25 protein-coding genes and 1 pseudogene are annotated in these 26,712 nt (G+C 64.1%); 7 read left to right on the top strand and 19 right to left on the bottom strand.

Annotated elements, in window-relative coordinates:
* Window positions 1-28: 28 nt before the first annotated feature.
* From ACVJNE_RS05555 to ACVJNE_RS05515, 9 genes and pseudogenes are all read right to left on the bottom strand, one after another.
* Entirely contained in the window at window positions 29-1,024 is a 996-nt protein-coding gene (locus tag ACVJNE_RS05555) for a TRAP transporter substrate-binding protein (RefSeq protein ID WP_499563682.1), read from the bottom strand.
* 101 nt (window positions 1,025-1,125) lie between these two features.
* Window positions 1,126-2,753 (bottom strand): annotated as a pseudogene (locus tag ACVJNE_RS05550) (alpha/beta hydrolase).
* A 136-nt stretch (window positions 2,754-2,889) separates the two neighbouring features.
* A complete protein-coding gene (locus ACVJNE_RS05545) occupies window positions 2,890-3,921 on the bottom strand; it encodes an NAD-dependent epimerase (RefSeq protein ID WP_499563680.1) in 1,032 nt (343 codons plus the stop codon).
* Window positions 3,918-5,276 carry a UDP-glucose dehydrogenase family protein gene (locus ACVJNE_RS05540; protein ID WP_499563678.1) on the bottom strand — a complete coding sequence of 453 codons (1,359 nt, stop codon included), beginning with the start codon at window positions 5,274-5,276 and terminating at the stop codon, window positions 3,918-3,920. Before ACVJNE_RS05540 ends, ACVJNE_RS05545 begins: the two co-directional genes overlap by 4 nt.
* Before the next feature lie 283 nt (window positions 5,277-5,559).
* Window positions 5,560-6,327 (bottom strand): ABC transporter permease, encoded by a 768-nt coding sequence (locus ACVJNE_RS05535; protein WP_499563676.1) that lies wholly within the window; start codon window positions 6,325-6,327, stop codon window positions 5,560-5,562.
* A 51-nt stretch (window positions 6,328-6,378) separates the two neighbouring features.
* Window positions 6,379-7,383 (bottom strand): ABC transporter substrate-binding protein, encoded by a 1,005-nt coding sequence (locus tag ACVJNE_RS05530; protein ID WP_499563674.1) that lies wholly within the window; start codon window positions 7,381-7,383, stop codon window positions 6,379-6,381.
* Between the two features lie 34 nt (window positions 7,384-7,417).
* A complete protein-coding gene (locus tag ACVJNE_RS05525; RefSeq protein ID WP_499563672.1) occupies window positions 7,418-8,197 on the bottom strand; it encodes a nucleoside phosphorylase in 780 nt (259 codons plus the stop codon).
* The gene (locus ACVJNE_RS05520) at window positions 8,188-8,940 is read right to left on the bottom strand and encodes an ABC transporter permease (RefSeq protein ID WP_499563670.1); all 753 of its coding nucleotides are present in this window, start codon (window positions 8,938-8,940) and stop codon (window positions 8,188-8,190) included. The genes ACVJNE_RS05525 and ACVJNE_RS05520 overlap by 10 nt, the downstream gene beginning before the upstream one ends.
* The gene (locus tag ACVJNE_RS05515; protein ID WP_499563668.1) at window positions 8,937-9,737 is read right to left on the bottom strand and encodes an ABC transporter ATP-binding protein; all 801 of its coding nucleotides are present in this window, start codon (window positions 9,735-9,737) and stop codon (window positions 8,937-8,939) included. The genes ACVJNE_RS05520 and ACVJNE_RS05515 overlap by 4 nt, the downstream gene beginning before the upstream one ends.
* Window positions 9,738-10,022: 285 nt before the next feature.
* On the opposite strand from ACVJNE_RS05515, the gene ACVJNE_RS05510 reads away from it, so the two are divergent.
* The 7 genes from ACVJNE_RS05510 (at window position 10,023) to ACVJNE_RS05480 (ending at window position 16,656) form a co-directional block, all read left to right on the top strand.
* Window positions 10,023-10,730, top strand: coding sequence for a TetR family transcriptional regulator (locus ACVJNE_RS05510; RefSeq protein ID WP_499563666.1), 708 nt, complete (start codon window positions 10,023-10,025; stop codon window positions 10,728-10,730).
* A gap of 23 nt (window positions 10,731-10,753) precedes the next feature.
* Window positions 10,754-11,821 (top strand): C4-dicarboxylate TRAP transporter substrate-binding protein, encoded by a 1,068-nt coding sequence (locus ACVJNE_RS05505; protein WP_499563664.1) that lies wholly within the window; start codon window positions 10,754-10,756, stop codon window positions 11,819-11,821.
* A 111-nt stretch (window positions 11,822-11,932) separates the two neighbouring features.
* A complete protein-coding gene (locus tag ACVJNE_RS05500) occupies window positions 11,933-12,508 on the top strand; it encodes a TRAP transporter small permease subunit (protein WP_173189180.1) in 576 nt (191 codons plus the stop codon).
* Window positions 12,505-13,824 (top strand): TRAP transporter large permease, encoded by a 1,320-nt coding sequence (locus ACVJNE_RS05495; RefSeq protein WP_499563662.1) that lies wholly within the window; start codon window positions 12,505-12,507, stop codon window positions 13,822-13,824. The genes ACVJNE_RS05500 and ACVJNE_RS05495 overlap by 4 nt, the downstream gene beginning before the upstream one ends.
* 18 nt (window positions 13,825-13,842) lie before the next feature.
* The gene (locus ACVJNE_RS05490; RefSeq protein ID WP_499563660.1) at window positions 13,843-14,619 is read left to right on the top strand and encodes a cyclase family protein; all 777 of its coding nucleotides are present in this window, start codon (window positions 13,843-13,845) and stop codon (window positions 14,617-14,619) included.
* 36 nt (window positions 14,620-14,655) lie between these two features.
* Complete coding sequence (gene kce, locus ACVJNE_RS05485; protein WP_173189186.1) at window positions 14,656-15,594, top strand: 3,5-dioxohexanoate:acetyl-CoA acetone transferase; 939 nt, start codon at window positions 14,656-14,658, stop codon at window positions 15,592-15,594.
* Window positions 15,595-15,645: 51 nt separating this feature from the next.
* Window positions 15,646-16,656 (top strand): SMP-30/gluconolactonase/LRE family protein, encoded by a 1,011-nt coding sequence (locus ACVJNE_RS05480; RefSeq protein ID WP_499563658.1) that lies wholly within the window; start codon window positions 15,646-15,648, stop codon window positions 16,654-16,656.
* 4 nt (window positions 16,657-16,660) lie between these two features.
* On the opposite strand, the gene doeB is transcribed toward ACVJNE_RS05480, so the two are convergent.
* The 10 genes from doeB to ehuR all read right to left on the bottom strand — a co-directional run bounded on the left by doeB (window position 16,661) and on the right by ehuR (window position 26,667).
* Window positions 16,661-17,668, bottom strand: coding sequence for a N(2)-acetyl-L-2,4-diaminobutanoate deacetylase DoeB (gene doeB, locus ACVJNE_RS05475; protein ID WP_499563656.1), 1,008 nt, complete (start codon window positions 17,666-17,668; stop codon window positions 16,661-16,663).
* A 5-nt stretch (window positions 17,669-17,673) separates the two neighbouring features.
* Window positions 17,674-18,855, bottom strand: coding sequence for an ectoine hydrolase DoeA (gene doeA / locus ACVJNE_RS05470; RefSeq protein WP_444726563.1), 1,182 nt, complete (start codon window positions 18,853-18,855; stop codon window positions 17,674-17,676).
* 22 nt (window positions 18,856-18,877) lie between these two features.
* On the bottom strand, window positions 18,878-19,870 hold the full coding sequence (eutC, locus tag ACVJNE_RS05465; protein WP_499563654.1) for an ectoine utilization protein EutC: 993 nt from the start codon (window positions 19,868-19,870) through the stop codon (window positions 18,878-18,880).
* On the bottom strand, window positions 19,867-20,865 hold the full coding sequence (eutB, locus tag ACVJNE_RS05460; protein WP_499563653.1) for a hydroxyectoine utilization dehydratase EutB: 999 nt from the start codon (window positions 20,863-20,865) through the stop codon (window positions 19,867-19,869). Before eutB ends, eutC begins: the two co-directional genes overlap by 4 nt.
* A gap of 8 nt (window positions 20,866-20,873) precedes the next feature.
* Complete coding sequence (gene eutA, locus ACVJNE_RS05455) at window positions 20,874-21,674, bottom strand: ectoine utilization protein EutA (RefSeq protein ID WP_499563651.1); 801 nt, start codon at window positions 21,672-21,674, stop codon at window positions 20,874-20,876.
* A gap of 7 nt (window positions 21,675-21,681) precedes the next feature.
* Entirely contained in the window at window positions 21,682-22,122 is a 441-nt protein-coding gene (locus ACVJNE_RS05450; protein WP_499563649.1) for a universal stress protein, read from the bottom strand.
* 26 nt (window positions 22,123-22,148) lie between these two features.
* Window positions 22,149-23,432, bottom strand: a complete 1,284-nt coding sequence (locus tag ACVJNE_RS05445; RefSeq protein WP_499563647.1) for a TRAP transporter large permease — start codon at window positions 23,430-23,432, stop codon at window positions 22,149-22,151.
* Window positions 23,433-23,442: 10 nt separating this feature from the next.
* A complete protein-coding gene (locus ACVJNE_RS05440; protein ID WP_499563645.1) occupies window positions 23,443-24,021 on the bottom strand; it encodes a TRAP transporter small permease in 579 nt (192 codons plus the stop codon).
* 75 nt (window positions 24,022-24,096) lie between these two features.
* Window positions 24,097-25,113: a TRAP transporter substrate-binding protein gene (locus ACVJNE_RS05435; protein WP_499563643.1), complete on the bottom strand. Its 1,017-nt coding sequence runs from the start codon at window positions 25,111-25,113 to the stop codon at window positions 24,097-24,099.
* Window positions 25,114-25,281: 168 nt separating this feature from the next.
* Window positions 25,282-26,667, bottom strand: a complete 1,386-nt coding sequence (gene ehuR / locus ACVJNE_RS05430; RefSeq protein ID WP_499563641.1) for a MocR-like ectoine utilization transcription factor EhuR — start codon at window positions 26,665-26,667, stop codon at window positions 25,282-25,284.
* Window positions 26,668-26,712 lie beyond the last annotated feature (45 nt).

Genomic DNA, 26,712 nt, shown 5'->3' with positions numbered 1-26,712 from the left:
CGGTCAGCCTGTCACAGTCGGTCGCGACCTATTTTGTCGCGATGATCTGGTCGATCAGGTCCTTGCCGTAGGTGCCGTAATACTGCTCGTAGGCGCCGCCGAGCGCGTTCTGGAACATCGCCTTCTGCTCCGCACTGAGCTCTCCGACGTCCATTCCGGCTTCCTTGAGCTGTGCGACGCCGGAAGTCTCGACGTCGTCGACGAAGCCGCGCATGGCGGTCACGGCTTCGGAGGCTGCCTTGCGGAAGATCTCCTGGTCCTCTTCCGACATGCCGTCCCAAAGCTGCTTGGAGACGAGCAGCATCGCCGGCGAATAGACGTGGCCCGACAGCGTCAGGTACTTCTGCACTTCCGACAGCTTGGCCGACGTGATGACCGACAGCGGGTTCTCCTGGCCGTCGATGGTGCCCTGCTGCAGCGCGCCGATCACCTCCGGCCATGCCATCGGGGTGGGAGCCGCGCCCAGCGCCTCAAAGGCGGTGATGTGGGTCGGGTTCTCCATGGTGCGCAGCTTCAGGCCGGCGACGTCGGCAGGCCCTGCAATGGCGTTGCGGTTGTTGGTGATGTGGCGGAAGCCCTGCTCGCCCCAGGCAAGTGCGACCAGGCCGACATCGTCGAACTTGGCCAGGATCTCCTGGCCGATCGGGCCGTCGAGCACGGCGCGTGCGTGGGCAAGGTCACGGAACAGGAACGGGATGTCGAAGACGCCGGTCTCCGGCACGAAGTTCGACAGCGTGCCGGACGAGACGATGGTCGCCTCTACGGTGCCGAGCTGTACGCCCTCGATGACCTCGCGCTCGCCGCCGAGACCGGACGAGGGGAAGTGGCGGAACACGTAGCGGCCGTCGCTCTCGGCCTCGACGACCTCCTGCCACTTCTCGGCAGCCACGCCGTAATGCGACGTCGTCGCCAGAGCGTAGCCGAGCTTTACTTCCTGCTGCGCATGGGCGGCGCCTGAGAAGCCGAAAACGGCCATGCCGAGCGCCATGGCGGCGGGCGCGAAATGTCTGGTGAATAGGGTCATTGCCTCTTCTCTCCCTGATATGCGGGCTATGCCGCCAAGAAACCTCGACCGTTGGCTTTTCACGGTGCGGTGATGGCTTATGCCAGCTTAGCAACCGAGGTTCAACGTGCTGCGAACAGTGCTTTAAGTCTTTCGACCTCGGAGGGCTGCCAGCCTTCGGGCGCGGTTACCTGCATCCACGCGTCGATATAATGTTCGGGGGCATAGACATGGCCGTAGCCCATCGGCGTTGTGGTCGCGAGGCTCATGTCGAGCGCGAGCTGCAGCAGCGTCACGATCGGATACCAGCGCAGCTCGGTCGATACGTCAGGCCCGCGAGGCCCGCGCATCCATGCAGGCTCCCGATAGACCGAAGCGGGATCGAAGAAGGTGACGGGGTCGCTGGCATATTGCAGATAGACGATGCGGATCGGTCCCCACTGCGCGCCGGGTCGCTGCTGTTGCATGCCGTTCTGGTTGGCGAACCGGATCGCGGAGCCGTCCCGGAAGCGCGGCAGCCAGGCGGGCGATTGCGGGTCTCGTCCAGCCGTTGCAGCACGCCATGTCACACTGGGAAACGGGGGGCCGCTCCACAGAGCGCCCTGGAACGGATCGCCGACGATATCGAAGATGTTGAAGGAGAGGTCGGAGTTGAGCGCGCCAAGGCTCAATCCGTGCAGGTACAGCTTTGGCCGGCTGCCGGGCGGCAGGGTGGTCCAGTGATCGTAGACGACGTTGAAGAGCGCTCGCGCGGTGTCGGCGCCCCGTAGCCCGGCTCGATCAGCAGCGACAGCCAGCTCGTCAGATAGGAGTACTGTACCGCCACGCTGGCCACGTCGCCGCGATGCAGATATTCGAGCGTGTCCATCGCGGCCGGATCGACCCAGCCGGTGCCGGTGGGTGTCACAACGACGAGGGCGGAGCGCTCGAAGGCACCGGTACGCTTCAGCTCCTCAAGCGCGAGTGCTGCCCGCGCATCGACGGTGTCGGCCGAGTTGAGGCCGACGAAGACCCGGATCGGCTCAAGTGCCTCCCGCCCCGCGAATGTCGCCAGGTCGGATGCACCGGGACCGGTCGAGACGAACAGGCGGCCGGCGCGCCCCAGTTCTTCCCAGCCGATGGGCGAAGCTGCGCTACCGGTCTTGAGCGGGTCGGCGGGCGGCGCAATATCGCTTTCGATCAGTGCGTCCAGTCGCTGGAACGAGCTGTCGGCGAGACGTAAGCCATAGCGCAGCATCACGCCGTCGGCCACCGACCAGAACAGCAGGATCGCCACGGCGGCACCAAGCACGTTGGCGACACGGCGCGGGATGTAGCGCTTCAGCCATTCGGAGACGATATGGAGCGTCAGCTTGAAGAGCCGCGCCAGCATCACGATGACGATAAAGACGGCGAGCGCGATGACACCGACTTCCAGCGGGCGCGAGCCTTCCACCGGCTCAAGGCCCATCAGGGCATGGATCGAATTCTGCCAGTCGGACGCGCGCCACAGGAAAGCAAACGCGGTCGCGAGCGACAGCACCGTGGCAACGGCCTTGACGATGAGCTCGACACGCGGCGCCGGTGAAGGCAGCTCCAGATAACCCCAGAGCCAGCGCGCAAAAACACCGATGCCGTAGCCCGCGGCAAAGGAAACGCCCGACAATACACCTTGAAGCGCGTAGTCCCGTGGCAGCAGGCTGGGCGTAAGGGATGCGGCGAAGAAGAGCGTGCCGAGCAGGAGGCCCACGGTGCAGAACGAGGCTACCAAAGCGAGTAGTTGGCCCTGGAGCGCGGCAACTACGGTTCGTCTGTCGGTGTCCGGCGCAGTCATGCGACCATTTAAACGCCGGGGGCGCTGTTTCCTAGAACAATCGGTGGAGGTCGATGTCGCAGGGTGGCCCGGCTCAGGCGTGTTGGAGCTGGTAATAGTCCATGTACCAGTCGACGAAGGCGTTGATGCCGTTCTCTATCGACGTTCGCGGTGCGAAGCCCACAGCCGCTGCGAGATCGTCGACATCGGCATAGGTCGCGTGGACGTCGCCCGGCTGCATCGGCAGCATCCGTTTGATGGCGCGCCGGCCAACGGCATTTTCGATGACGGCTATGAAGCGTTCGAGCGGCACCGGCGTATGATTGCCGATATTGTAGACGCGATGTGGCGCAGGTGTCGTGCCGGGAGCATCTCGCGCCGGCTGAGGCGGCCGGCCGACGAGGGCTACAATGGCGTCGACGACGTCGTCGATATAGGTGAAGTCGCGTTCCATCCGGCCTTCGTTGAAGACGTCTATCGGCTCTCCCGCCGCGATCTTACGGGTGAAGGAGAAATAGGCCATGTCCGGCCTCCCCCATGGCCCGTAGACCGTGAAGAAGCGCAGGCCGGTGGCTGGAATCGCGAACAGGTGCGAATAGGCATGCGCCATGAGCTCGTTGGCGCGTTTCGTAGCTCCGTACAGCGAAACCGGATGGTCCGCCTTGTCCGCCTCGGAGAAGGGCAGTTTGGTGTTGGCGCCATAGACCGAGCTCGACGATGCGTAGATCAGGTGCTCGACCGGATGTTCGCGGCAGGCTTCCAGCACGCTGAGAAAGCCAGTCAGATTGGCGCTGGCATAGGCTTGCGGGTTGGTCAGCGAATAACGAACGCCGGCCTGAGCCGCCAGATGAATGACGGCATCGGGTTTGAACGCAGCCATTTCCCGCATCAGGCCGGCGGAATCGGCGATGTCGAGCCTGACAAAGGCGAAGCCGGGCCGCTCAAGGCGATCCAGCCGCGCCTGCTTGAGCGAGACGTCGTAATAGTCGTTGAGATTGTCGATGCCGAGCACCTGAACGCCGGCGTCGAGCAGCCTGCCAGCAACATGGAAGCCGATGAAGCCGGCCGCGCCGGTGACGAGGATGCGTCGACCGCGTAGCGCTGCCGACTGTATACCTGCATTCATTCGGCCGCGATCCCCATTCCTTCGCCGATTTGACCATAGGGTACCATATCAGCCGGACGGCCGACGCCGACATAGGTGAAGCCATGTCGCTTTACCTCATCGGGCGGATAGACGTTGCGCAGGTCCACCAGCACGGGCGTGTGCAGCAGGGTCCGCAGCCGCGCCAGGTCGAGCGCGCGGAAGGCTTCCCATTCGGTGACGATGACGATCGCATCGGCGCCGTCCGCACAGCTATACGCATCGGCGAAATAGGTGACGTCGGACAGGAGTTCTCGCGCCTGGTTTTCACCTTCGGGGTCGTGCGCGTGCACGATCGCGCCGCCATCCTGCAAGGCGCGGATGATCGAGAGGGACGGCGCCTCGCGCATGTCGTCGGTGTTGGGCTTGAAGGTAAGGCCCAGTACGGCGATGCGCTTGCCGCGCACCGAGCCGCCGCAGGCGGTGACCACCTTGCGCGCCATCGCACGCTTGCGCTGGTCGTTGACAGCAACGACGGCCTCCACGACGCGCATCGCGACGCCATGGTCGTTGGCGCTTTTGACCAAAGCAAGCGTGTCCTTGGGGAAACACGAGCCGCCATAGCCCGGCCCAGCATGGAGGAATTTCGGCCCGATGCGCTTGTCCAGACCGATGCCGCGCGCCACGTCCGACACATTGGCGCCGACCTGCTCGCAGAGATCGGCAATCTCGTTGATGAAGGTGATCTTGGTGGCCAGAAACGCGTTGGCTGCGTATTTTGTTACCTCCGCCGTCGGTCGTGACACGAAAACGAGTGGCGCTGCATTGAGGTATAGCGGTCGGTAGACCTCGCCCATGACTGCCCGGGCGCGCGCATCGTCGGTGCCGATGACAATCCTGTCCGGCCGCTTGAAATCGTCGATGGCCGCACCCTCGCGCAGAAATTCCGGATTGGAGACGACCGCGATCGAGGCTTCGGGGCGAAGCTCGCGGACGATCCGCTCGATCTCGTCGCCGGTGCCGACGGGCACCGTCGACTTGGTCGCGATGACGCCATCGTCGGCCATCAGCGGGACGATCTCGCGCACCGCGGCGTATACGAACGATAGGTCGGCGAAGCCGTCGCCGCGCCGCGAGGGTGTGCCGACGGCCAGAAAGACCACGTCGGCGCCGGGAACGGCCGATGACGCATCGGCCGTGAAGGACAGCCGACCGGCACGCACGTTTCGCTCGACGAGGTCCGCCAGGCCCGGTTCAAAGATCGGAATGCGTGCCTGTCGCAGCGCGGCGATCCTGTCTTCGTCCTTGTCGACGCAGATGACGTTATGGCCGAAATCGGAAAAGCAGGCTCCGGAGACGAGGCCGACATACCCCGCGCCGATCATCACGATCTGCATCCATTCCCTCCTGGCGTCTCCACCGGGCAAAACCCGGCGCGGCAGTCGTCGCTCAGTCAGCCATCCCAGCCGAGCGACAGACAAGCCGACCATCCTGATGCGTCAGGTGATTAAAGCGGCAACGGATCAGCCTTCCGCATGATGCCTTCAGGCGATAGTCGATGCGGACGAAACTTCGATGACAGGCGAAGCCGGCGCGTGGATTCGACGCGCCGGCTCACAGGAAACGAGGGGATTGTGTGTCGAGGCTGAGGGTTGGCCCCGGAAAAAGGAGGTGGCCCGATCAGCCTTCGACGGCCGGCGCCGCGCTTGCCCGGCTTTCGTGCCAGCCGAGAAGGCGCCGTTCGGCAGCGCCCAGCGCGACGTAGAGCAGGTAGCCGATCAGCGAAAGCAGTATGACAGCGACGAGCACGAGCGCCACGTCCGCGGTTTCCTGGCCGAGGCTGAGAAGATAGCCGAGGCCGGCGCGCGCACCCATCAGCTCGCCGATCACCGCAGCGGTGACGGCGAGGGTGACGCCGACCTTCATGCCGGCGAAGAGGAGCGGCAGCGACTGGGGAAGCTCTATGCGCCACAGTCGCTGGAACGCGTTCATCTTGAGGATGCGGGCAAGCGCGCCGTAGTTCGGATCGATCGAGCGCAGCGCGCTCAGCATGTTCGACAGAACCGGAAAGAAGCTGACGATGGCGACAAGCACGATCTTCGGCGTCGCGCCGAGGCCGAGCCACAGCAGCAACAGCGGCGCGATCGCGATCTTGGGAGCTGTCTGGATGAAGATGATCAGCGGATTGAGGACCACCTCAACCATCGGGAAACGCGTGAACAGCACGGCTGCGGCTACGCCCACCACCGTCCCGATGACGAAACCGACAACGATTTCCATCACGGTTACCGGCACATGGCCGAAAAGGCCTGCCTGCGTCGTAAGGAACCAGAACTTTTCGGCCAGTTCCAACGGTGAGGGAACCAGGTAGGAGGGCACGTCGAACAACGCGACCAGCCCCCACCAGGCAAGGACGAAGCCTGCAAGCGACAGCAGCGTACGGATCATGACGTGTTCCTCAGAAAGAGGACCCCGGCGAGCCGGGGTCCGGTTCGCTGATCAGAATTCGGACGGCTTTTCGACGACGAGGTCGGCAGCGTCGAACTTCTCGGGGATCGCCTCATATTCGAGGGCGGTGTCGATGGTCGTCTGCCAGGATTCGAGATTGCCGTAGCCGAAGCCGTTGGCCTTGGTGTCGTCGCTCTGCCACAGCGTCTTGACGAACACCTCGTTGATGATCTCGGTGACGATCTCTTCCTGGCCGGCGAAGGTCGGCGAATATTCCTTGATCGCCATCGCGACCTCAGCGGCGACGTCGCCTTCGACGATGTGCTTAAGCGCCTTGTCGAGGGCGGTTATGAAGGCCTTCACCTGCTCGGTGTTGGACGCGAGATAGCTTTCGGAGGTGACCAGCACGTTGCCCTTGGAAGGCAGGTAGTCGTCGGATGCGATCATGCCCACATCGACGCCTTCGGCCTGCAGGGCGTAGTAGCGCAGCATGGAGAAGACGATGGCGTCGACCTGATCGGACTTGAGCGCGTCGAGGATCGCGCCGGTGCCGACGATCTCGACGTTCACGTCGTCGATCGACTTGCCTGCCTGCGCCATCATCACCTGAAGCTGGATGTAGTTCGGGCTGCCGTAGCTGGTGACGGCGACCTTCTTGCCTTCGAGGTCGGCGGGAGACTCGATGCCGCTCGACGTCTTGAAGAGCACGGCGCCGATGCCGCGCTGATAGGTCGAATGAACGACCTTGACCGGCAGGCCGTTGGCGCGGGCGGAAATCACCGCGTCGCCGTTGGGGAAGCCGAACTGGACGTTGCCGGCCGCGATGTTGTTGAGGATGTCGGCGGCGTTTGCATAAAGGAACTCGACCTCAAGGCCGGCTTCCTTGAAGTAGCCATAGTGGTCCGCGACGAACATCGGCAGGTAGTAGGGCACTGCCGCCCCGTCGATCTGGATCGTCACCTTCTCCTGGGCCTGCACGGCGCCGAGGCCGAGCGCAAGCCCGGCGGCGACAAGCGCGCCCCTTGCGAACGCGTTGATTGTCGAAAACAGTCTCATTTCAATTCTCCTCTGGTCCTTTGCATTCAAGCTTCTATCGTCCGGCAACCGCGCGGGCGGCCGCCATTGCACCCAGACGCAGCAGGTCGCGCTGCGTCTTGTCGTAGTCTTCGAGCCAGCCGTCGCTGAGGCGGTGGGCGTGGACGGCAAGCACCGCGCCCGCCCGCATGCCCAGCGCACGGCCGGCGGCAAGCACGATCTCGGCTTCCATCTCGATGCCCTCTGCGCCGCGCGCGGCGAGCTGGTCGAGGATCGCGGGCGTGCCGTCACCGTCGGGGCGATCCGGTCGCCCCTGTGCCCGATAATAGCCATCGGCGGTCGCGCAGGTTCCGGGACGACCGGGCAGGCCGAGTTCGCCCCTTGCGGTATCGAGCAGCGTTACGACGCCGATGTCGGCCAGCACGCGTTCGCCGGGTTCAGCATAGAAGGCCGCGACGCCGCTGTTGCGGATCGCCTCGACGACGACGAGGAAGTCGCCCAGCGCAAGGTCCGGCGCGAGCGCGCCCATGCCACCGGTGCGGATCGCGACCTCGACGCCAAGTGCGGCAAGCTCGACCATGACGATCTCGGTCGAGGCGCCGCCGATGCCGGTCGAGCAGATGCCGATCGCAACGCCGTCCAGTGTGCCGACGCCCATGCGGAACTCGCGGTTCTGGCCGACGATGCGGAAATCGTCGAGCACCTCGGCAGCCTTGTCGACGCGGCTTGGATCGCCCGGCAACAGAAACGCCTTGGGCATTTTTTCGGGTCGCGGCAGATGCGGGGGCACGTCCCCCTTCCACGGCCAGATCGCGGAGCGCTCCTTCATCGCCATGACAGCAGCCACTTCTCGGTAAGCGCGAGCGCCTGATAGACGGCAATGCCGAGCAGCGAGGTGACGAGCACCATCGCGAAGAGCAACGGCGTCTTGTACGTCGTGCCGGCGAAGACCATCAGGTAGCCGAGGCCGGTGCCGCCCGAAAGCCATTCCGCGAGGATCGCGCCGATAGTCGCCTGCACCGCCGCGACCTTCAGCCCGGCGAAGATTTCCGGCACGGCTGCGGGCAGTTCCACGCGCAGCAGCTTGTCGCGCGGCGAGAGCTTGAGGATGGCGCATAGCGCGTGCAGGTTCGCCGGCACCGAGCGCAGGCCGAGCATGGTGCCGACCATGATCGGGAAGAACACCAGCGACACGGTCAATACGATCTTGGAGGTGAGGCCGAGGCCGAACCACAAGATGAAGAGCGGTGCGAGCGCGATCTTCGGCGCGGTCTGGAAGAAGAAGAGGTAGGGTCCGACGATCCGCTCCACACGCGGCCATTTGCCAAGCGCGAAGCCGAGCGCGAAGCCGGCCGCCGAGCCGATGGCGAAGCCGGCGACGATGATGCCGACCGTGTGCGCGAGATGCGGCCAGATGGTGCCGCTGGCAAACAATCGCACCAGCTCCCCGAACACCGCATCCGGCGGTGGCAGCACGAAGCGCGGCACGTTGAATAGCTCGACGTAACCCCACCACGCGGCGATCAGCAGCAGCGGGGTCGCGACCGTGAAGATGCGTCGCAGCGCCGTGTCGTTCACCGCAGTTCCTTTCGCAGCGTCGAAAGCCACTGATAGAAGCGCGGATCATCCTTGATCGCTTCCGAGCGCTGCGGCCCGAGATCGAGGTGGTGAATGGCGCTGATGCGGCCGGGCCGCGCCGACATCACCGCCACGCGGTCGGAGAGGTAGGCTGCTTCCTCAATCGAATGGGTCACAAAGACGATGGTCGAGCCGGTCTCGGCCTTGATGCGCAGGAGTTCGTCGTTCATGCGGTCGCGCGTCAGCAGGTCGAGTGCGCCGAAGGGCTCGTCCATCAGCACGATGCGCGGGCTGTAGACCAGCGCGCGGGCGATCGCGGCACGCTGGCGCATGCCGCCCGAAAGCTCTTTGGGCAGCGACTTTTCGAAAGCCCCGAGGCCCACCAGCGCGAGCATGGCGCGGGCGCGCTCATTGGCCTCGGCGCGCGACGTGCGAAAGACATCGAGCGGGAAACGCACATTGTCGAGGATCGACAGCCACGGCAACAGCACCGGCTCCTGGAAGACGAAGCCGACATCGGAGCCTGCGGTCGGGGGTCCGTCGCGCCACGTCAACGTGCCGCCGGTCAGCGGCTCAAGGCCGGAGAGGATGCGCAGCAGCGTCGACTTGCCGCAACCCGAGGGGCCGATGAGGCTGAGAAATTCGCCTTCGTGGATGTCGAGCGTCGTTGGCGCCAGCGCTTCGACGCTGTCGCCATGACGCGAACGGTAAATCTTCGTCACCGCCTGCGCGCTGACGAGAACCGGAAGGCTGCTGGTCTTTTCGGCCGGTTTCAATTTTTCGACTTTATGCCCCATTGTCTCAATTATGCGACGATGCTTGCAAAATTGAACTGCCGCGTCAAATGCGTTTGCGCAGGGCCGTTCATATTTTTGTCGCGATGCAGAGCCGCATAAGCCGCTGAAATGCTAGCTTTTGCACGCCTCGCGCGAAGCACGGTGCGACGGTGAGGCGGATTCTGCAAATCGAATCAAGCGAATCGTTGGCGGCTGCGCGCAATCAGCGCGCGTATGCCACCCCGTTGACATTCGATAACTTGGTCATATGATTTAATCAATTGACTAGTCTCTCTGGGAGGAGAAATGCTGCAGCCCGCTGCCAATGCGGAGCGCCGCGATGCCGCGGACGCGATCCTCGATGCCGCGGAAGCGGTGTTTGCGGATCACGGCTTCGCCGCGGCTACCACGCGGGCGATTGCCGACCTCGCGAAGGTCAATCTGGCGCTGATCCACTACTATTTCCGGACCAAGGAGCAGCTTTTCGAGGCGGTCTTCGTGCGCCGCTCGGACGAGATCAACGATCGTCGACGGAGAATTCTCGCGGAACTCTTGTCGGGAGATTCTGAGCCAGCACTGGAGCAGATTCTGGTGGCGCTGCTGCGCCCGACCATCGAGGTCGGCCGCATGTCGAACGGCGGCGGCTTCCACTATGCGCGCATGGTGGTCAACGTCGCCAGCGGTCATGACGAGCGCTCCACCCGCCTAACCGGCATGCAGTACAACGGTATCGCGCGCGAGTTCATTGATGCGATCCAGAAAGTCGTGCCGGGCATTTCGCGCGAGATGGCGGTGTGGTCCTACATGCATGCCATCAACATCGCGATGCCGCTGATGGCCCGCAATCACCGCGCCGCAGTGCTTTCCGACGGGCTTTGCCGCGACGACGATCTCGACGCGGTGATCGAGAACGCCGTCACATTCATCGCCGCCGGCATTCGCGCGCTGGCGATATCGCATGCCGTGGACGAGGCCGGCAGGCTCCGTTCCGGAAACAACAGCACGCCCGCCTGAAGGGCTGCAAACCAGGAGGAAACATGAACACTCATCTGCGTCGCGCCTTTTTGGCCGCAACTTTCCTTGCTTCGACCGGCGTCTCCGCCCATGCACAGGAGGAGATCAGCGTTACGCTGGTCAACGGTCATCCGCCGGTCTTCCTGTGGGTCAAGCACCTGACCGAGACCTACATCCCCACCGTCAACAAGGCGCTGGAAGGCTCCGGCTACACGATTGCGTGGAGCGAAGCCTATGGCGGTACGCTGGCGGCCGTCGGCGGCGAGCTTGAAGCGCTTGAGGACGGGCTTGCCGAAGTCGGCGTCGTGCCGACGGTCTTCGAGCCAACCGCTTTGCCGCTTCAGAACGTCTCCTATTTCACGCCGTTCAGCACGCCGGACCCGCGCCTGGTGCTGGAAACTGTCAATGCGCTGCATGAGAGCGTGCCGGGCATGGTCGATAGCTGGGAGCGCTACGACGTCGAATATCTTGGCGGCGGATTCGCGCTCGACAATTACCTGCTGATGACCAACTTCCCGGTCGAGTCGATCGACGACCTCAGCGGTCGCCGCATCGCCGCGCCCGGGCCGGCGGTCAACTGGCTGGAAGGCACCGGCGCGGTCGGCGTGGCCGGCAACCTCACCACCTACTACAACGACATCCAGACCGGCGTGTTCGACGGCGTGATCGTGTTCCCGACGGCGGCGGCTCCGGCCAAGCTGCAAGAGGTGGCGCCGCACATCACCATCACCGACTTCGGTGCGCAGTATGCCGGCTCGGTCGTGGCCAACAAGCCATGGTTCGACGAGCAGCCGGAGGCCGTGCAGGCGGCGCTGCGCGAAGGCGCGAAAGCCTACACCGAAGCCTATCTGCAGGAACAGAACAGCCGCGTCGAGGCAGCCCTTGCCGGCATGCAGGAAAACGGCGGCACGCTGACCACGCTCTCCGACGAGGAGAAGGCGCGCTGGGCAGCGGCGCTGCCGCAAATCGCCGACACCTGGGCCAAGGCAGCCGAGGCTGACAACCTGCCGGCGTCGGAAGTGCTGGACGCCTATATCGGCGCGCTCAAGGAAGCCGGCGCACCGCTGCCGCGCGACTGGTCGCAACGCTAGGTCGCGCTGAGAGAAGCCTTCTCGACGAAGACTTCTCCTTGCCTGTTGCCTGCCGGGCCTGTCCCGGCAGGTCTCCGCTGATCATTTCAAACCCGTTCGACAGGTGAAGACATGCTTCCCGCAACGCTCGGCGAACTGCGAACCGGCTATCGTCCGGTCGACCTGGCCGCGAGGCTGCTCGACCGGCTGACGGTGGCGATGAGCGTCGTTGGTACGCTGGGCATCCTCGCCATCATGGTGCTGATCGCCTGCGACGTCATCGGTCGCGGCATGTTCGGCAGGCCGATCATGGGTGTGCCGGAGATCATCTCGATGTCCATCCTTGGCATCGTCTTCCTTCAGCTCGCCAATACGCTGGCGCGCGGAAAGCTGACGAGGGCCGATGCGCTCATCAACCAGCTTGCGCGCCGCGCGCCGCGTGTCGGCCTGTTCGTCGACGCTGTGATGCACGCCGCCGGCGCATTGCTGACCGGCGTACTTGTCACCGCCTTCTACCCGCTGTTCCTGCGCAGCTACGGACGCAACGAGACTGTGGGCACTGTCGGTCAGTTCATCGCGCCGATCTGGCCGGTCCATTTCATCGTGCTGGCCGGAGCGACCGTGCTGTGCGCGGTTTTCGTGATGCGCGCGGTGGCACTCTTCATCCTGGCGTTTCAGTCTGCGGCCCAAGAACGGAGTGAGTCATGAGCGGCGTCGAGATCGGTCTCGCCTCGCTCGCGGCGATCCTCGTCCTGATCTATTCGGGGTTGCATGTGGCGATCTCGCTCGCCCTCGTCAGCTTCGTTGGCATCTGGCTTTTGCGCGACAATGCCGACCAGGCGGCACGCATCCTGTCACTGGCGGCACGCGAGAGCATTTCGAGCTACCTGTTCGGCGTCGTGCCGCTGTTCGTGCTGATGGGGCTGGTGGTGAGCCGCGCCGGCATCGGCCGCGATACGTTCGATGTCGCCAACCGCCTGTTCCACAAGGTGCGCGGCGGTCTCGGCATGGCGACAGTCGGCGCCAACGCCATCTTTGCCGCAATCACCGGCATCTCAATCGCATCGGCCGCCGTCTTCACCAAGGTTGCCGTGCCCGAGATGATGCGGATCGGCTACACCGCGCGCTTCGCCACCGGCATTGTCGCCAGCAGCTCTGTGCTGGGCATGCTGATCCCGCCGAGCCTGCTGCTGATCCTCTACGGGATCATCGCCGAACAGTCCGTCGGCTCGCTCTTTCTGGCCGGCATCGGGCCGGGCGTCCTGCTGGCGCTCGCCTACTGCGTCGGCATCTGGGCGATGGTGCGCTTCTGGAAAGGCTTCACCGGGACGCCGAACGAACTGACGGCCGAGATGCCTGAAGAGCGATCGTCGGTCGCCTCCGACACGATTTCCAAACTATTGCCGATCCTCCTGCTCGTGGCGCTGGTTCTCGGCGGGATCTATGGCGGTCTTTTTACCCCGACCGAAGCCGGCGCCATCGGCGCGCTGGGGGCGATCCTGATCGCAGCCGCCAAGCGGCGCATCGGCGCGCGCACGTTGTGGGATGTCTCGCTCGAGACCGGCCACATCACCGCGTCGATCTGCTTCCTGATCATCGCGGCCACCATGTACAGCCGCATGCTGGCGCTGTCCGGCCTGCCAGCCTTCCTGACGGAATGGGTGATCGCGCTCGATATAGGCGTCTACGGCTTTATCGCGCTGTTCGTGCTGGTGCTGATCGTGCTCGGCACGATCCTCGATTCCTCCTCGATCATGCTGATCACGCTGCCGCTGGTCCTGCCGGTCGCCACTTCGATGGGGATCGACCTGATCTGGTTCGGCCTGATCACTGTGCTGGCGGTCGAGATCGGCTTGCTGACGCCGCCGATGGGGCTCTCCGTCTACGTCATCAAGAGCACGCTCGACGATCCGTCGATCGGGCTCAACGATATCTTCGCCGGCGCGGCTCCGTTCGCGCTTATCATGCTGCTCGTCTTGCTTGCCGTCGTTGCCTTCCCCTGGATCGCGACGGGCATTCTCTAACCCCGCAAGGACCGAAACATGGCACGCCGCATCATCGACCTGTCCGTTCCGCTGGAGGCGGGCATCGCCTCCGACCCGCCCGGCCACGAACCGAAGATCACCTATCTTCCGCACAAGGACACGGCAGGACAGATCACCGGCTTCTTTCCCGGCCTGAAGGAGGGAGACCTGCCCGGCAAAGAGGGCTGGGCGATCGAACTGCTTCAGATCACGACGCATAACGGCACTCATCTCGACGCGCCCTACCATCACCACTCGACCATGGATGGTGGCAAGCGCGCGATCACCATCGACGAGGTGCCGCTCGACTGGTGCTTCCAGCCGGGCGTGAAGCTGGACTTCCGCCATTTCGCCGACGGCCAGATCGTCACCGCGGATGATGTGAAGCGCGAGCTCGAAAGGATCGAGCACACGCTAAAGCCGCTGGAAATAGTCGTGGTCAACACATCCGCGGGTACCGCCTATGGCCAGCCCGACTACACGCATCGCGGCTGCGGCATGGGCCGCGAGGCGACGCTGCATCTGCTCGAGCAGGGCGTTCGGGTGACCGGCACCGACGGGTGGAGCTGGGATGCGCCGTTCTCGCATACGCGCAACCGCTTCGCCGAAAGCAAGGACCCCTCGATTATCTGGGAAGGCCACCGCGCCAGCATGGAGATCGGCTACTGCCATATCGAGAAGCTGACCAACCTGGAGCAGCTTCCAGCCACCGGTTTCCAGATTTCCTGCTTCCCCTTCAAGATCCGCGCCGCTTCGGCGGGCTTCGTTCGCGCCGTCGCCATCATCGAGGACTGACGGCCCTTCTTCCGACCTTCACGAGGACATAGACCCATGAGCAAGAACACCGGGAAAGTCATCATAAGCTGCGCCGTCACCGGCGGCATCCACACGCCGTCCATGTCGGACGCTCTGCCCTATACGCCGGACGACATCGCCCGCCAGTCGATCGAGGCGGCAGAGGCCGGCGCAGCGATCCTGCATCTCCACGCGCGCGACCCGGAGACCGGCCGGCCGACGCCGGACCCGGCCGTGTTCATGCAGTTCCTGCCGCGCATCAAGCAGGCGACCGGCGCGGTGGTGAACATCACCACGGGCGGCGGGCTCGGCATGTCGCTGGAAGAGCGGCTGGCAGCCCCCATGCAGGCTGCACCGGAGATGTGCTCGCTCAACATGGGATCGATGAATTTCGGCATCTTCCCGATGGCAGCCAAGGAGCGCGACTGGAAGTTCGACTGGGAAAAGCCCTATATCCTCGGCACGGACGACTTCATCTTCCGCAACACGTTCCGCGACATCGAATACATCCTCAAGAATCTCGGCGAGAAGCACGGCACGCGCTTCGAGCATGAGTGCTACGATGTCGGCCACCTCTACAACCTTGCCCATTTCGTAGATCGTGGTCTCGTCAAGCCGCCCTTCTTCGTACAGATGATCTTCGGTATCCTCGGCGGTATCGGTGCGGCGCCGGAAAACCTGATCTTCATGAAGGAAACGGCCGACAAGCTGTTCGGCGACGACTACCAGTGGTCGGTTCTGGCGGCGGGCCGCCACCAGATGCCGATCGCCACGCAAGCCGCGTTGATGGGCGGCAACGTGCGGGTCGGGCTCGAGGATTCGCTTTACATCGGTCGTGGCAAGCTTGCCGAATCGAACGCCGAGCAGGTGCGCAAGATCAGGCTCATCATCGAGGAACTCGGTCTCGACATCGCAACGCCCGAAGAGGCCCGCGCCACGCTGGCCCTCAAGGGCGGCGACCGGGTTTCGTTCTAGCATCGAGACAAAGAAGAGCCGCCCTGCAGCGGGGCGGCGGGGAGGAGCGTGATGGCGGGCAATCCGATAGACGGCTTCGAGGTCGATCCGGCGACGGTCGGCTTCATCGGAGAGGGGCTGCAGCGGCCCGAATGCATTCTGGCCGAACGTGATGGGAGCCTTTGGAGCGCCGATGCGCGCGGCGGGGTGGTTCACATCCGGCCGGACGGCTCGCAGCACCTCGTAACCCAGCAGCTCGACGAGCGCTTTTCTGCCAATGCCGACGAGGCGGAACGCTTCACCACCGGCACGCTGCCGAATGGTCTTGCCTTCGACCGCGATGGCTCCTTCCTGGTCTCCAATTTCGGCACCGACAGGCTGGAGCGGATGACGCGCGACGGCCAGACCGCGGTGCTGGCGGATACGCTCGACGGCAAACCCATAGGCAAGGTCAATTTCGTCCTGCGTGACAGCAAGGGCCGGGTATGGCTGACGATCTCGACCCGCATCGTCAACTGGATGCAGGCGATCAGCCCCAACCTCGCCGACGGCTATGTCGCCGTGTTCGACGAGCATGGCCTGCGGGTCGTCGCCGACGGCTTCCGCTTCACCAACGAGATCCGTTTCGATGCGGCGGAGGAATGGCTGTACGTCGTGGAGACGACCGGTCGGCGCATCACACGGCTGCGCATCGACGACCGCTGCGAAGTGACGGCGCGCGAAACCTTCGGGCCGGACGACACCGGCGGTTTTATCGACGGCATCGCCTTCGACAGCCATGGCAATCTGTGGGGCACCCACGTGATGTCCGACCGCATCTTCGCGATCACGCCGGAAGGCGATTTCCGGGTGATACTTGACGACGACAACCCCGCTCCGTCGAAGGTGCTACACGACGCCTTCGCACGCGATGCCGTCACACCGGACCTGATGCTGGCCTGCGGCGGCAAGCTGGCACCCTGGTTCGCGTCCGTTACGTTCGGCGGGCCGGACCTCCGGACGGTTTATATCGGATCGCTGCGTGGAACCCGCATACCGTTCTTCCGGTCACCGGTTGCCGGCCTGCCGATGTCGCACTGGTAGGCGATCAGCCGGTCGGCACCGCAACGACGGCGGCGCAGTCGCCGGCTTTGACGAGGCCGGGAAAGTGGCGTGCGGCGAGCAGCCCGTCCATTTTCGCGCGGATTTCCTGAGGCGCAGTTCCGGTGCGGCCCACGCCATGGATGCGTGCGACGACCATGCCCTGCTCGACCTTGTCGCCGAGATCGATCATCGTCTCGATCATGCCGTCATCCTCGGCGAAGGAGAAACAATCGCCCGACGGCATGTCGAGCCAGGCGGTCGGGGACTGCTCGACCGCGCCGGAGACGATGCCGGCATGGCGCAGCACGTTCATGACGCCACGCCGCGCGATCCTGACGGTGCGCGCGCGGGAGGTTCCGCCACCGCCGAGCTCGGTGGTGACGAAGGTCTTGCCCATGTCCTCGGCGGCGGTGTCGAACATGCCGACAGCGTCGATCTCCAGCATCTTCACCGACCATGGTGCCGCGAAGGCCTCCACGGCTGCAAAGGCGCGCGCTTCCTGCACCTTGTCGGGCAGGACGTGCGCGGCGCAGAACGGCACGAAGTCGAGCGTGCGGCCGCCGGAATGGAAGTCGAGAACGATGTCGGCGCGCGGCAGCAGATGGCGCTGCACGTAGTCCGCGATCTTCTCGGTAACCGTGCCGTCGGGCCTGCCTGGAAAGCTGCGGTTCATGTTGCCCTTGTCGATGGGCGAGGTGCGGGTGCCCGCCTTGAAAGCCGGGTAGTTGAGCGCCGGCAGGATGATGACCGTGCCCGACACGTCCTGCGGATCCAGCGTGCGAGCCAGATCGTAAAGCGCCAGCGGTCCCTCATACTCGTCGCCGTGGTTGCCGCCCGTCAGCAGTGCCGTGGGTCCCTGGCCGTTGCTGATGACCGCAATGGGCACCATGACGGAACCCCAGGCCGAGTCGTCCCGGCTGAAGGGCAGCCGTAGGAAACCATGCTGTGCGCCGGACCCGTCTAGGTCGATCGTCGGCACGATGGGGGAGGGACGAAGGTTCTGGTCGAGCATGGCGCTCAGTCCTTGACGAAAAGCTGCCTCGGCACATTGGCCAGGCAGTCCACACCGGTTTCGGTAATCAGGATGGATTCGGTGATCTCGAGACCCATGTCCTCAAGCCAGAGGCCGGTCATGAAATGGAACGTCATGCCGGGTTCAAGCACCGTCCGGTCTCCCGGGCGCAGGCTCATCGTGCGCTCGCCCCAGTCCGGCGGATAGCTGATCCCGATCGGATAGCCTGTGCGGTTGTCCTTGACGATGCCGTATTTCTTGAGAACCGCGAAGAAAGCGTTTGCGATGTCCTCGCATGTGTTGCCGGGCCGCGCTGCCTCGAGGCCGGCTTCCATGCCTTCCAGCGTCGCCTTTTCCGCATCAAGGAAGGCGTCGGTCGGCTTGCCGAGGAACACGGTGCGCGACAGCGGACAGTGATAGCGGTGATAGCACCCGGCAATCTCGAAGAAGGTGCCTTCATTGGCCTTCATCGGCCGGTCGTCCCAGGTCAGGTGCGGTGCCGAAGCGTCCGCGCCCGACGGCAGCAGGGGCACGATGGCGGGATAATCACCGCCGAAATCGTCGACACCACGAATGCCGGCATCGTAGATTTCTGCAACGAGATCGCATTTGCGCATGCCGACTTCCGCCTTGTCGAGAATGCGGGCATGCATCGCCTCGACGATGCGCGCCGCCTTGCGCATATAGTCGATCTCGGTCGGGCTCTTGACCGCGCGCTGCCAGTTGACGAGCGCTGTGACATCCACGAAGCGTGCGTTGGGCAGCCCTTTCTGGAGTGCTGCGAAGGCTGCGGCCGAGAACCAGTAATTGTCCATCTCGATGCCAATCGCCAGACCGTCGAGACGACGGTCGCGCAGCACCTGCGTGAGGAAATCCATCGGGTGGCGCTCGGTGGACTGCACGTAGTGGTCGGCATAGCCGATGATGTTCTCGTGGCCGAGATAGGCCGTGCGCTTTGCGCCATTCGCGTCCTGCCCACGGCCGTACCAGATCGGCTCGCCCTGCGGCGGCACGATCACGGCCTGGTGCACGTAGAACGACCAGCCGTCATAGCCGGTTAGCCAGGCCATGTTCGACGGGTCGCTGACGATGAGAACGTCGATGCCACGCCGTTCCATCGCGCGGCGCGTCTTGGCCAGACGCTGGGCATATTCCTCACGCGTGAACTTGAGATTGGGCGAACTCATGAAGTGGGGGTTCCTCGCTTGGTCAGCTTTCGAAAATCGTTCCTGCCCGGGCCGCCGCCGCGCGCTGCCGGGCAAGTGTGGCGATGGCGGTGTCCTGCGCACCGGTGCCTGTCAGGTCGCAAAGGGTGATCGCCGCCGGCGACCGTCGCCCGCGCACCTTGCCTGCCACGATCGCCCCCAGTTCCGGGAATCCGGCATCGGCGGCAACCGCCCCCGCCTCGATGGCGTGGTGCAGTTCGCCCAACCGTCTGGTCTGTTTCAGGCTGTCCGCGACATAGGGTTCGGCGCGCGCCATCACGGCCGGGTCAATCTCGTTCTTGTGCTCCGCATCCGAACCCATGGCCGTGACATGCTGGCCGGGAGACAGCCAGTCGGCCTTGATGAGCGGCTGCTCGGCGGGCGTGGTCGTTACCAGCACGTCTGCTTCCGATGCCGCCTTCTTCGGGTCGGCTTCCGCGCGAACAAGGATACCCAGTTCCTCGCGCAGCCTTGCTGCCAGTGCCTCGGCCCTGGTCGCGTCTCGCGCCCAGATGCGCGCCTCGGCGATCGGCCGCACCAGCATCAGCGCCTTGAGCTGCAGGCGGGCCTGCACGCCGGCCCCGAAGATCGCCGCGACGGTGGAATCCGGCCGCGACAGATGCTTTGCTGCGACCGCGCCAGCGGCGGCGGTGCGAATGTCGGTCAGGTAGCCGTTGTCGAGCAGGAGCGCTTCGGTCAGCCCGGTTTTTGCCGAGAGCAGGACCATCATGCCGTTGACGCTCGGAAGACCGAGTTTCGGATTGTCGAAGAAGCCGGGGCTGATCTTGATGGCGAAGCCGTCCACCCCGGGAACATAGGCGGTCTTCACATCGACCTCGCCGCGATGCTCGGGAATGTCGAGCCGCAGGATCGGCGGCATCGCGACCTGCAGGGTGGCCAGTGCGCGAAAGGCGTTCTCGACGCAGTCGACCGCTTCAAGGTCGAGCGGGACGAGGTTCCGCAATTCGGCTTCGGTGAGGATGGTCATGCGGGTCATGCTGCGGGCTCCCCGGCAAAGGGGTTGTCGCCGCAGACGATGCGACGGTGAAGTTCCATGTCGATGTTGCGGCCGGACAGGATAAGAACCGTCGGTCCGGCCGGCTTCACCCTTGCCGACAAAAGCGCGGCTATGCCGACAGCACCCGCACCTTCGATGATCTCGCGCTCCGCCTCATAGGCATGCGCGATGCCGGCGGCGATCTCTTCTTCCGACAGCAGCAAAACCTCGTCGAGAAGATCGCGGCACATGGCGAAGGTCAGGCGATTATCGAGGCCGATGCCGCCGCCGAGCGAGTCGGCCAGCGAGGCGACTTCCTCAACCTGGACCGGCGCGCCGGCGTCGAGGCTCGCTTTCATGGCCGCGCCCCGCGTCATCGAAACGCCGATCACCCGTGTCGATGGCGACCTGCCCTTGATGGCGGCCGCGATGCCTGCTGCAAGCCCGCCGCCCGAAAGCGGCACCAGCACCGTCTCGACCTCCGGAAGCGCGTCGACGATTTCAAGGCCGAGCGTTCCCTGACCCGCGATGACGCCGGGATGATCGAAGGGCGGCACCATTATCATGCCTTCATCGGCAACGAGGCGCTCCACCTCGACCTGGGCATCGTCCTGGCTGTTGCCGACGATGCGTATCTCCGCACCCAGCCTGCGGATTTCGGAGACCTTGTTGTCGGGCACGAGGCGCGACATGCAGATCGTGGCGCGGATGTTTTCGACCTTCGCTGCATGAGCAAGCGCGCGGCCGTGGTTGCCGGTGGACGCCGCCACGACACCGTGTTTGCGCTCTTCTGCGCCGAGCAGCGTTATCGCATTGGTCGCGCCGCGCAGCTTGAAGCTGCCGGTCGTCTGCCGGTGCTCCAGCTTCAGATGGACAGGAACGCCAAGGGTCTCCGACAGTGTCGATGACGTCACGAGCGCGGTTTGCTCGATCCTGCCGGCGATGCGTTCGCGGGCGGCGAGAATGTCGGAGAGGCTGATTGCGGCCGGGGTCATGGCGCGGCTCAGCGGGTAGGCAAAGGCAGCGTCATAAGACGCCCGTATTCGGGTTTGGCGGTTTCGTCGCCGCAGAGGCGCAGGCATGTCCATGCCGTCGCCTGATTGCTGGTGACGATCGGCTTGCCGATCGCATCCTCGATGCGGGCAGCGACAGAGGCCGAACGCAACGCCGTGCAGGAGATGAACAGCGCCTCGGCGTCGGGCGCAGTGGCCTGCCTTGCTGCCTCCACGATCGAATCCAATGCAATCCGCGCCATCTTGCGATCGTCCTCGAAGCCGAGGCAGGTGAAGCTGGCAATGTCGAAGCCGTGGGCGGCAAAATAGTCCGCCATCGGCCTGCTGGTCTCGACGGTGTAGGGCGTAAGCACGCTGATGCGGCGCGCGCCGAGCGCTGCAAGAGCGACCACCGCTGCAGTTGTGGGCGTGACCACTTTCGTGCCGGGCTTGCCGGCTGCAATGGCATGCTCGATCTCGGCATCGCCGATGACGACCGAGGCCGATGTGCAGGAATAGCAGATCGCATCGAGCGGTTCGTCCGGCAGGATCAGGGCGGCCGCTTCGCTCAGCGCCGGCTGCATGGCGCGCAGGTTCTGCGGCGTCGTCGGATTGGCATAGGCGATGCGCGCGACATAAGTGCCGATGCGAGGGCCGGCGACCATGCGCGCGAAGTCCGGCTCGGTCGTGTGGTCGGTGGCGAGAATGATGAGCCCGACCCGCCTTTCCATCGGCTCGGGGTCGATCGAAACCAGTCCGTCGGCAAGACGGATCGGTGCTGCCTTTTCGATGATCGAAGACTGCGAACGCATTAGTGGCTCACTTCACGGTAAGGCAGGGGCAGGAGGCAAGGCTCGTCACCTTGTGCGATACGCTGCCCAGCAGGAAACCTTCTACATCTCCCAACCCGCGGCTGCCGAGCACGATCAGGTCGAAATTCTCGTCGCGAGCGACGTTCACTATGGTGCGCGCAGGCGGGCCTCGCTTGACCATGGTACGCACCTTGCTTGCGCCAAGCCGCTCCAGTTCTTCGGCGGCGACACGCACCACCTCGCGCGCATGCTCTGAGAGTGCCTTGTCTGGCGGGGATGGATCGGTAGCCCTCACCATAGACAGCGAACTTTCCAGCGGGCTGTGGTGTCGATAGACGCAGATCACGGCCATCTCGGCGTCGTAACGGCCGGCGACATCGGCAGCCACGGCGAGCGCGCGCATGGCCGGCTCGGAGCCGTCGACCGGGAGCAGGATCTTGTTGAACATGGCCGTTTCCCCCTTCCTTTTACCTACTAGCGGAACGCCAGGTCACGCAGGAACAGCGCGATCTGCGGGAAGAAGATAAGCGCCACCGACACGCCTAGCAGCATGATGATGAAGGGCGGAGTGCCGCGAACGACCTCGAAATAGGGGCGCTTGAAGACCGCAATCGCGGTAAAGATATCGCACCCGAAGGGCGGGGTCGCCGAACCGATCGCAACCTGCAGCGTGATGATCGTGCCGACGAGCACCGGATCGAGACCGACCGAATCCACCACCGGAGCAAAGATCGGCACAAGGACGAGGATGACCACGATCGGGTCGACGAACATGCAGCCGATGAAGAATGCAATCGAGATGACGAACAGGACGCCGATCTGGCCCATGTCGGCGATGCCGACGGATTCGAGAATCTGCTGGGGAATCTGCGCGAAAGAGATGACCCAGGAGAAGGCAGCTCCCGCGCCGACGAGGATGAAGACGACCGCCGTGATCAGGCCCGTCGACTTCGCCGTCGCATAGACCTCCTTGAGGCCCATTGTGCGGAACACGAGCACTTCGAGGATCAGGGCATAGAGCACGCAGGCCGCTGCGGCCTCGGTGGGGCTGAACACACCGCCATAGATGCCGCCGACGATGATCGCGGGGAAGCCGAGCGGCCACAGCGCCTGCTGGACGGCCGTCGCGCGCTCGCCCCAGCTTGCCTTCGGCTCGGTCGGCACATTGTGGCGTGTCGCGTAGATGACCGCGTAGATCGAGAAGATCGCCAGGATCAGAAGGCCGGGGCCGATGCCCGCAATGAAGAGCTCGGCGATGGAGGTGCCCGACACCACGCCATAGATGATCATGCCGATCGATGGCGGGATCAGGAAAGCAATGTCGGACGAATTGACGATAAGCGCCAGAACGAAGCTGTCCTTGTAGCCGGCCTGCAGCATGCGTGGGCGCAGCGGCGTGCCGACGGCGACCACGGTCGCCTGCGTCGAGCCGGAAACGGCGCCGAACATGGTGCAGGCGGCGGCGGTGGAGACGGCGAGGCCGCCGCGGATGTGGCGTACGAACGCCATCACCATGTCGATCAACCGCCCGGCGGAGGTGCCGCGTGTCATGATGTCGGCGGCGAAGATGAACATCGGGACCGCGATCAACGAGGCGGGCCTGATGCCCGCCAGCATCTGCTGGACCATGGTCTCCAGTTGGCCGAAGCCGCCGAACAGCACGAAGAAGCCGGTGAAGGCGGCAGCGATCAGCGGGATCATCATCGGGAAGCCGATGAGAAGAAGCACGATCATGATGAGGAAGATGGTGAGTGCCATGTCGGGATCCTCAGACCTGATTGTCTTCCTCGTAGCCCTCGAGCACGAGCGTCGAGAGCCAGATATCCTTTTCTGTCAGGTTCTTCACCGCCGTCAGCGCATATTGCGCGCCGGTCATGAAGAAGCCGACAGGCACCCAGACGTACATCCACCACACAGGTATCTGCAGTGCAGGCAAAAGCCTGCCGCGCCCGGCCAGCGTGATCACGTAGCCGGTGGCGTACCAGCAAAGACCGAACATAAAGATCGCGGTGACTACGGCGATCAGGACCATCGCGGCCCGGCGCGCCGGCGCCGGCAGCGTGTCGAAGATCGCCGACATGCGGATATGGCGACCGTGCCGCGCGGCATAGCTGATGCCGGCGAACGTGATCAGCACGATGAGGATCGAGTTCAGTTCCTCGGAAAAATAGATGCTGCTCTGCAGGACGAAGCGGCCGATCACATTGGCGACGGTGTTCGCCGCCATGAGCAGCACACCTGCCGCAAGCATCACGGCCTCGATGCGCGCGATCGCGGTGTCGATCACGCCGAGGAAGCCGGGCAGGTTGGATTCAGTCTGCGTGCCGGTGGCTGTCTGGTCGCTCACGGCGCTTCTCCACGGCGAGAGTGGACGGAATTCGAAGTGTCCGGGGCTCGAAGACCCCGGACACCGAACAAACCTTTAGTCGACTGCCGCGAGATCGGCCTTCATCTGGTCGAGGATCGCCTTACCGTCGTCGCCGGTCATGCCGATGAATTCCTTTTCGACTTCCGTCGCTGCCTCCATGAAGGGCTTGCGCTCTTCCTCCGACAGGATGTTGATCTGCATGTCGGGCTTGGCTTCCTTGATCTTCTCAAGCGACTCCGCCTGAAGGCCCTTCTGGTATTCCAGGATGTAGTCGAAGGCTGATTTCGTTGCTGCCTGCACCAGTTCCTGGTCTTCCGCGCCCAAGCCGTCGAAGAAGTCCTTGTTGGCCATCATCGCCGTCGTGAAGTTGTTGTGACCGAGACAGGTGATGACGTTCGTCACCTCGTACATTTTGGTCGATTCCAGGAAGAAGCCGGGGTTTTCCTGGCCCTGGATGATGCCAGTCTGCAGCGCGCCGTAGACCTCGCCCCACGGCAGCGGCGTCGGCGTCGCGCCCCAGGCAGCATAGGCTTCGACCAGAAGCGGGTTGGTCATGACGCGGAACTTGACCTCGTTGAGATCGGCCGGCGACTTCACCGGCTCCTGCGTGGTCAGGCAGACCTCGCCTTCCGGGAACATGGTCAGCAGCTCGAGACCTTGCTGGGCGTAGAGCTCAGGGAACATCTCGTTGATCGCCTTGGACGTGCGGAAGAACTCGAACAGCTTCGTCTCGTCCTGTGGCAGCAGGTAGGGCACGAAGAAGACCTGCGCCTCGGGGATCAGGGCGCCGGTGAAGCCCGGCGACTGATCGACGAACTGCAGGATGCCGGCCTGTGCCTGTTCCATGATGTCGGCCGACTCGCCCAGCGTGCCGAACGGGAACAGCGTCACCGTATGATCGGAGTTCTCCTCGATATATTCCTTGAACTTGGTCGCGTAGACGCCCTGGACCTCGTTCAACGCTTCCTCGAACGCGTAGCGCCACTCGTCCGCATGTGCGGAAAGCGGCAGTACCGCGAGCGCGACGCCGGCAAGCAGGCCGCGTGAAATGGTCTTCGAAAGATTGCGCATGAAGGTTCCCCTTGTTTTGGCCGAGTCTGATGCCGTTCGGCTTGGAACGCCCGCTCGGCGAGCCGATCGAGACATGGCCTTACTTCAGGGAAGATTGTAAATCATGTCAATCAGAAAATAATATCATGACAATTATTGCTAAGTCGCACAATTGGCGGGCAACAGCGCCTATATCGCGAGCAGAAGATGCTCGGGATCGGCGAGCAGAAGTTTCGCGACAACGCCTAGACCGGTCCGCAACTCTGCCTCGTCGGTCGAGCCGAGCGAGATTCGCACGGCCGGCGCCCAAGGGGCCTCCGAAGTGCGGAAGGACAGGCCCGGTGCTATCGCAACGTTTTGAAGCCGCGCCTGGGAAACGAAGCTTTCCTCGCTGCGACCGGGCGGCAGTGGGAGCCAGATGTGCAGGCTTTCAGCATGTGAATGGAACCGTGCATCCGCCAGCACCTCGGCGGCGATGGAGTGGCGCTTGCGGATTGCCGCGCGCTGCCACTCGACAAGCTGCATCGCCGTGCCGTCCTGTACCCATTTCGTGGCGATCTCGGCGACGACGGGCGTCGCCATCCAGTTGGAGACGAGGTGGCGGTTGGCAACAGCAGCGACGAAGCGGTCGGGTGCCGCAAGATAACCGATCCTGAGACCCGGAACGGTGATCTTGGTGAAGCTTGTGACGTAGAGCGTGCGCTCCGGCGCCAGCGCCGCGATCGGCGGCGGGCGGTCTTCGATCAGCGGCCCGAGAACGTCGTTCTCGATGATGGTGATGTCGTGCCGTCGCGCCACCTCGACGATCGCCGCGCGGCGCGCCGCGCTCATCAGCGTTGCGGTCGGGTTGATGACCGAGGGCTGAACGAAGACGGCGCGGATGTCGGAATGTCTGCAAAGATTGTCGAGCGCATCCGGTATCAGCCCGTCATCGTCGATCGGCAGGCCTTCCAGGTTGAAGCCGAGATAGGTCGCGAGCGGCACGAGTGTATGGTGGCCGATGGCCTCGGCCGCGACGGTGGAGCCGGGCGGAGCAGCGGCCATCAGCGCCACTGTCATGCCCGCGGTCGCGCCGTTGGTCACGCTGACGTTGAGTTGCGAGGTTTCCAGACCGCAATGGCCCAGCCATTCGACCGCAGCGGCGCGGTGGCGCGGGAACACGACATTCGGGCGGAAGGACAGTGCCGCGCTGGCCGGCAGGTTCTCGGCGAGCCAGCCAAGCGCCTGCTTCATCTTGTCGTGATGCATCGTCTCGCAGACGGGTTTCAGGATCGAGAGGTCGATCACTTCTCCCAGCCGTTCGGGCAGATAGGGCGGGACGGGCTCGGGCTTGCGCGTCTGCACGAAAGTGCCGCGGCCGATCTCGCCTGCCACCAGGCCGCGGCGGATCAGCTCCTCATACGCGCGGCTGACGGTCTGCACAGAGAGGTGCAATTCGTCCGCGAGCCGCCTGTGCGTGGGCAGGCGCGTGCCGTTTTCCAGCCGCCCGTCATGGATCGCCCGCGCGAACTGGTCTGCAAGCGACAGATAGGCAGGGCGTCGTATGAGGGCAGGATCAGGGCGCCAGATTGTCATGACTTCATTAGAGAACACAATCAGTGCAATTGACAATCGAAATCG

This window comes from Mesorhizobium sp. DxT, assembly GCF_058448885.1.
Note: the sequence above shows the minus strand (reverse complement) of the source record. Positions and strands in the feature narration are given on the sequence as shown.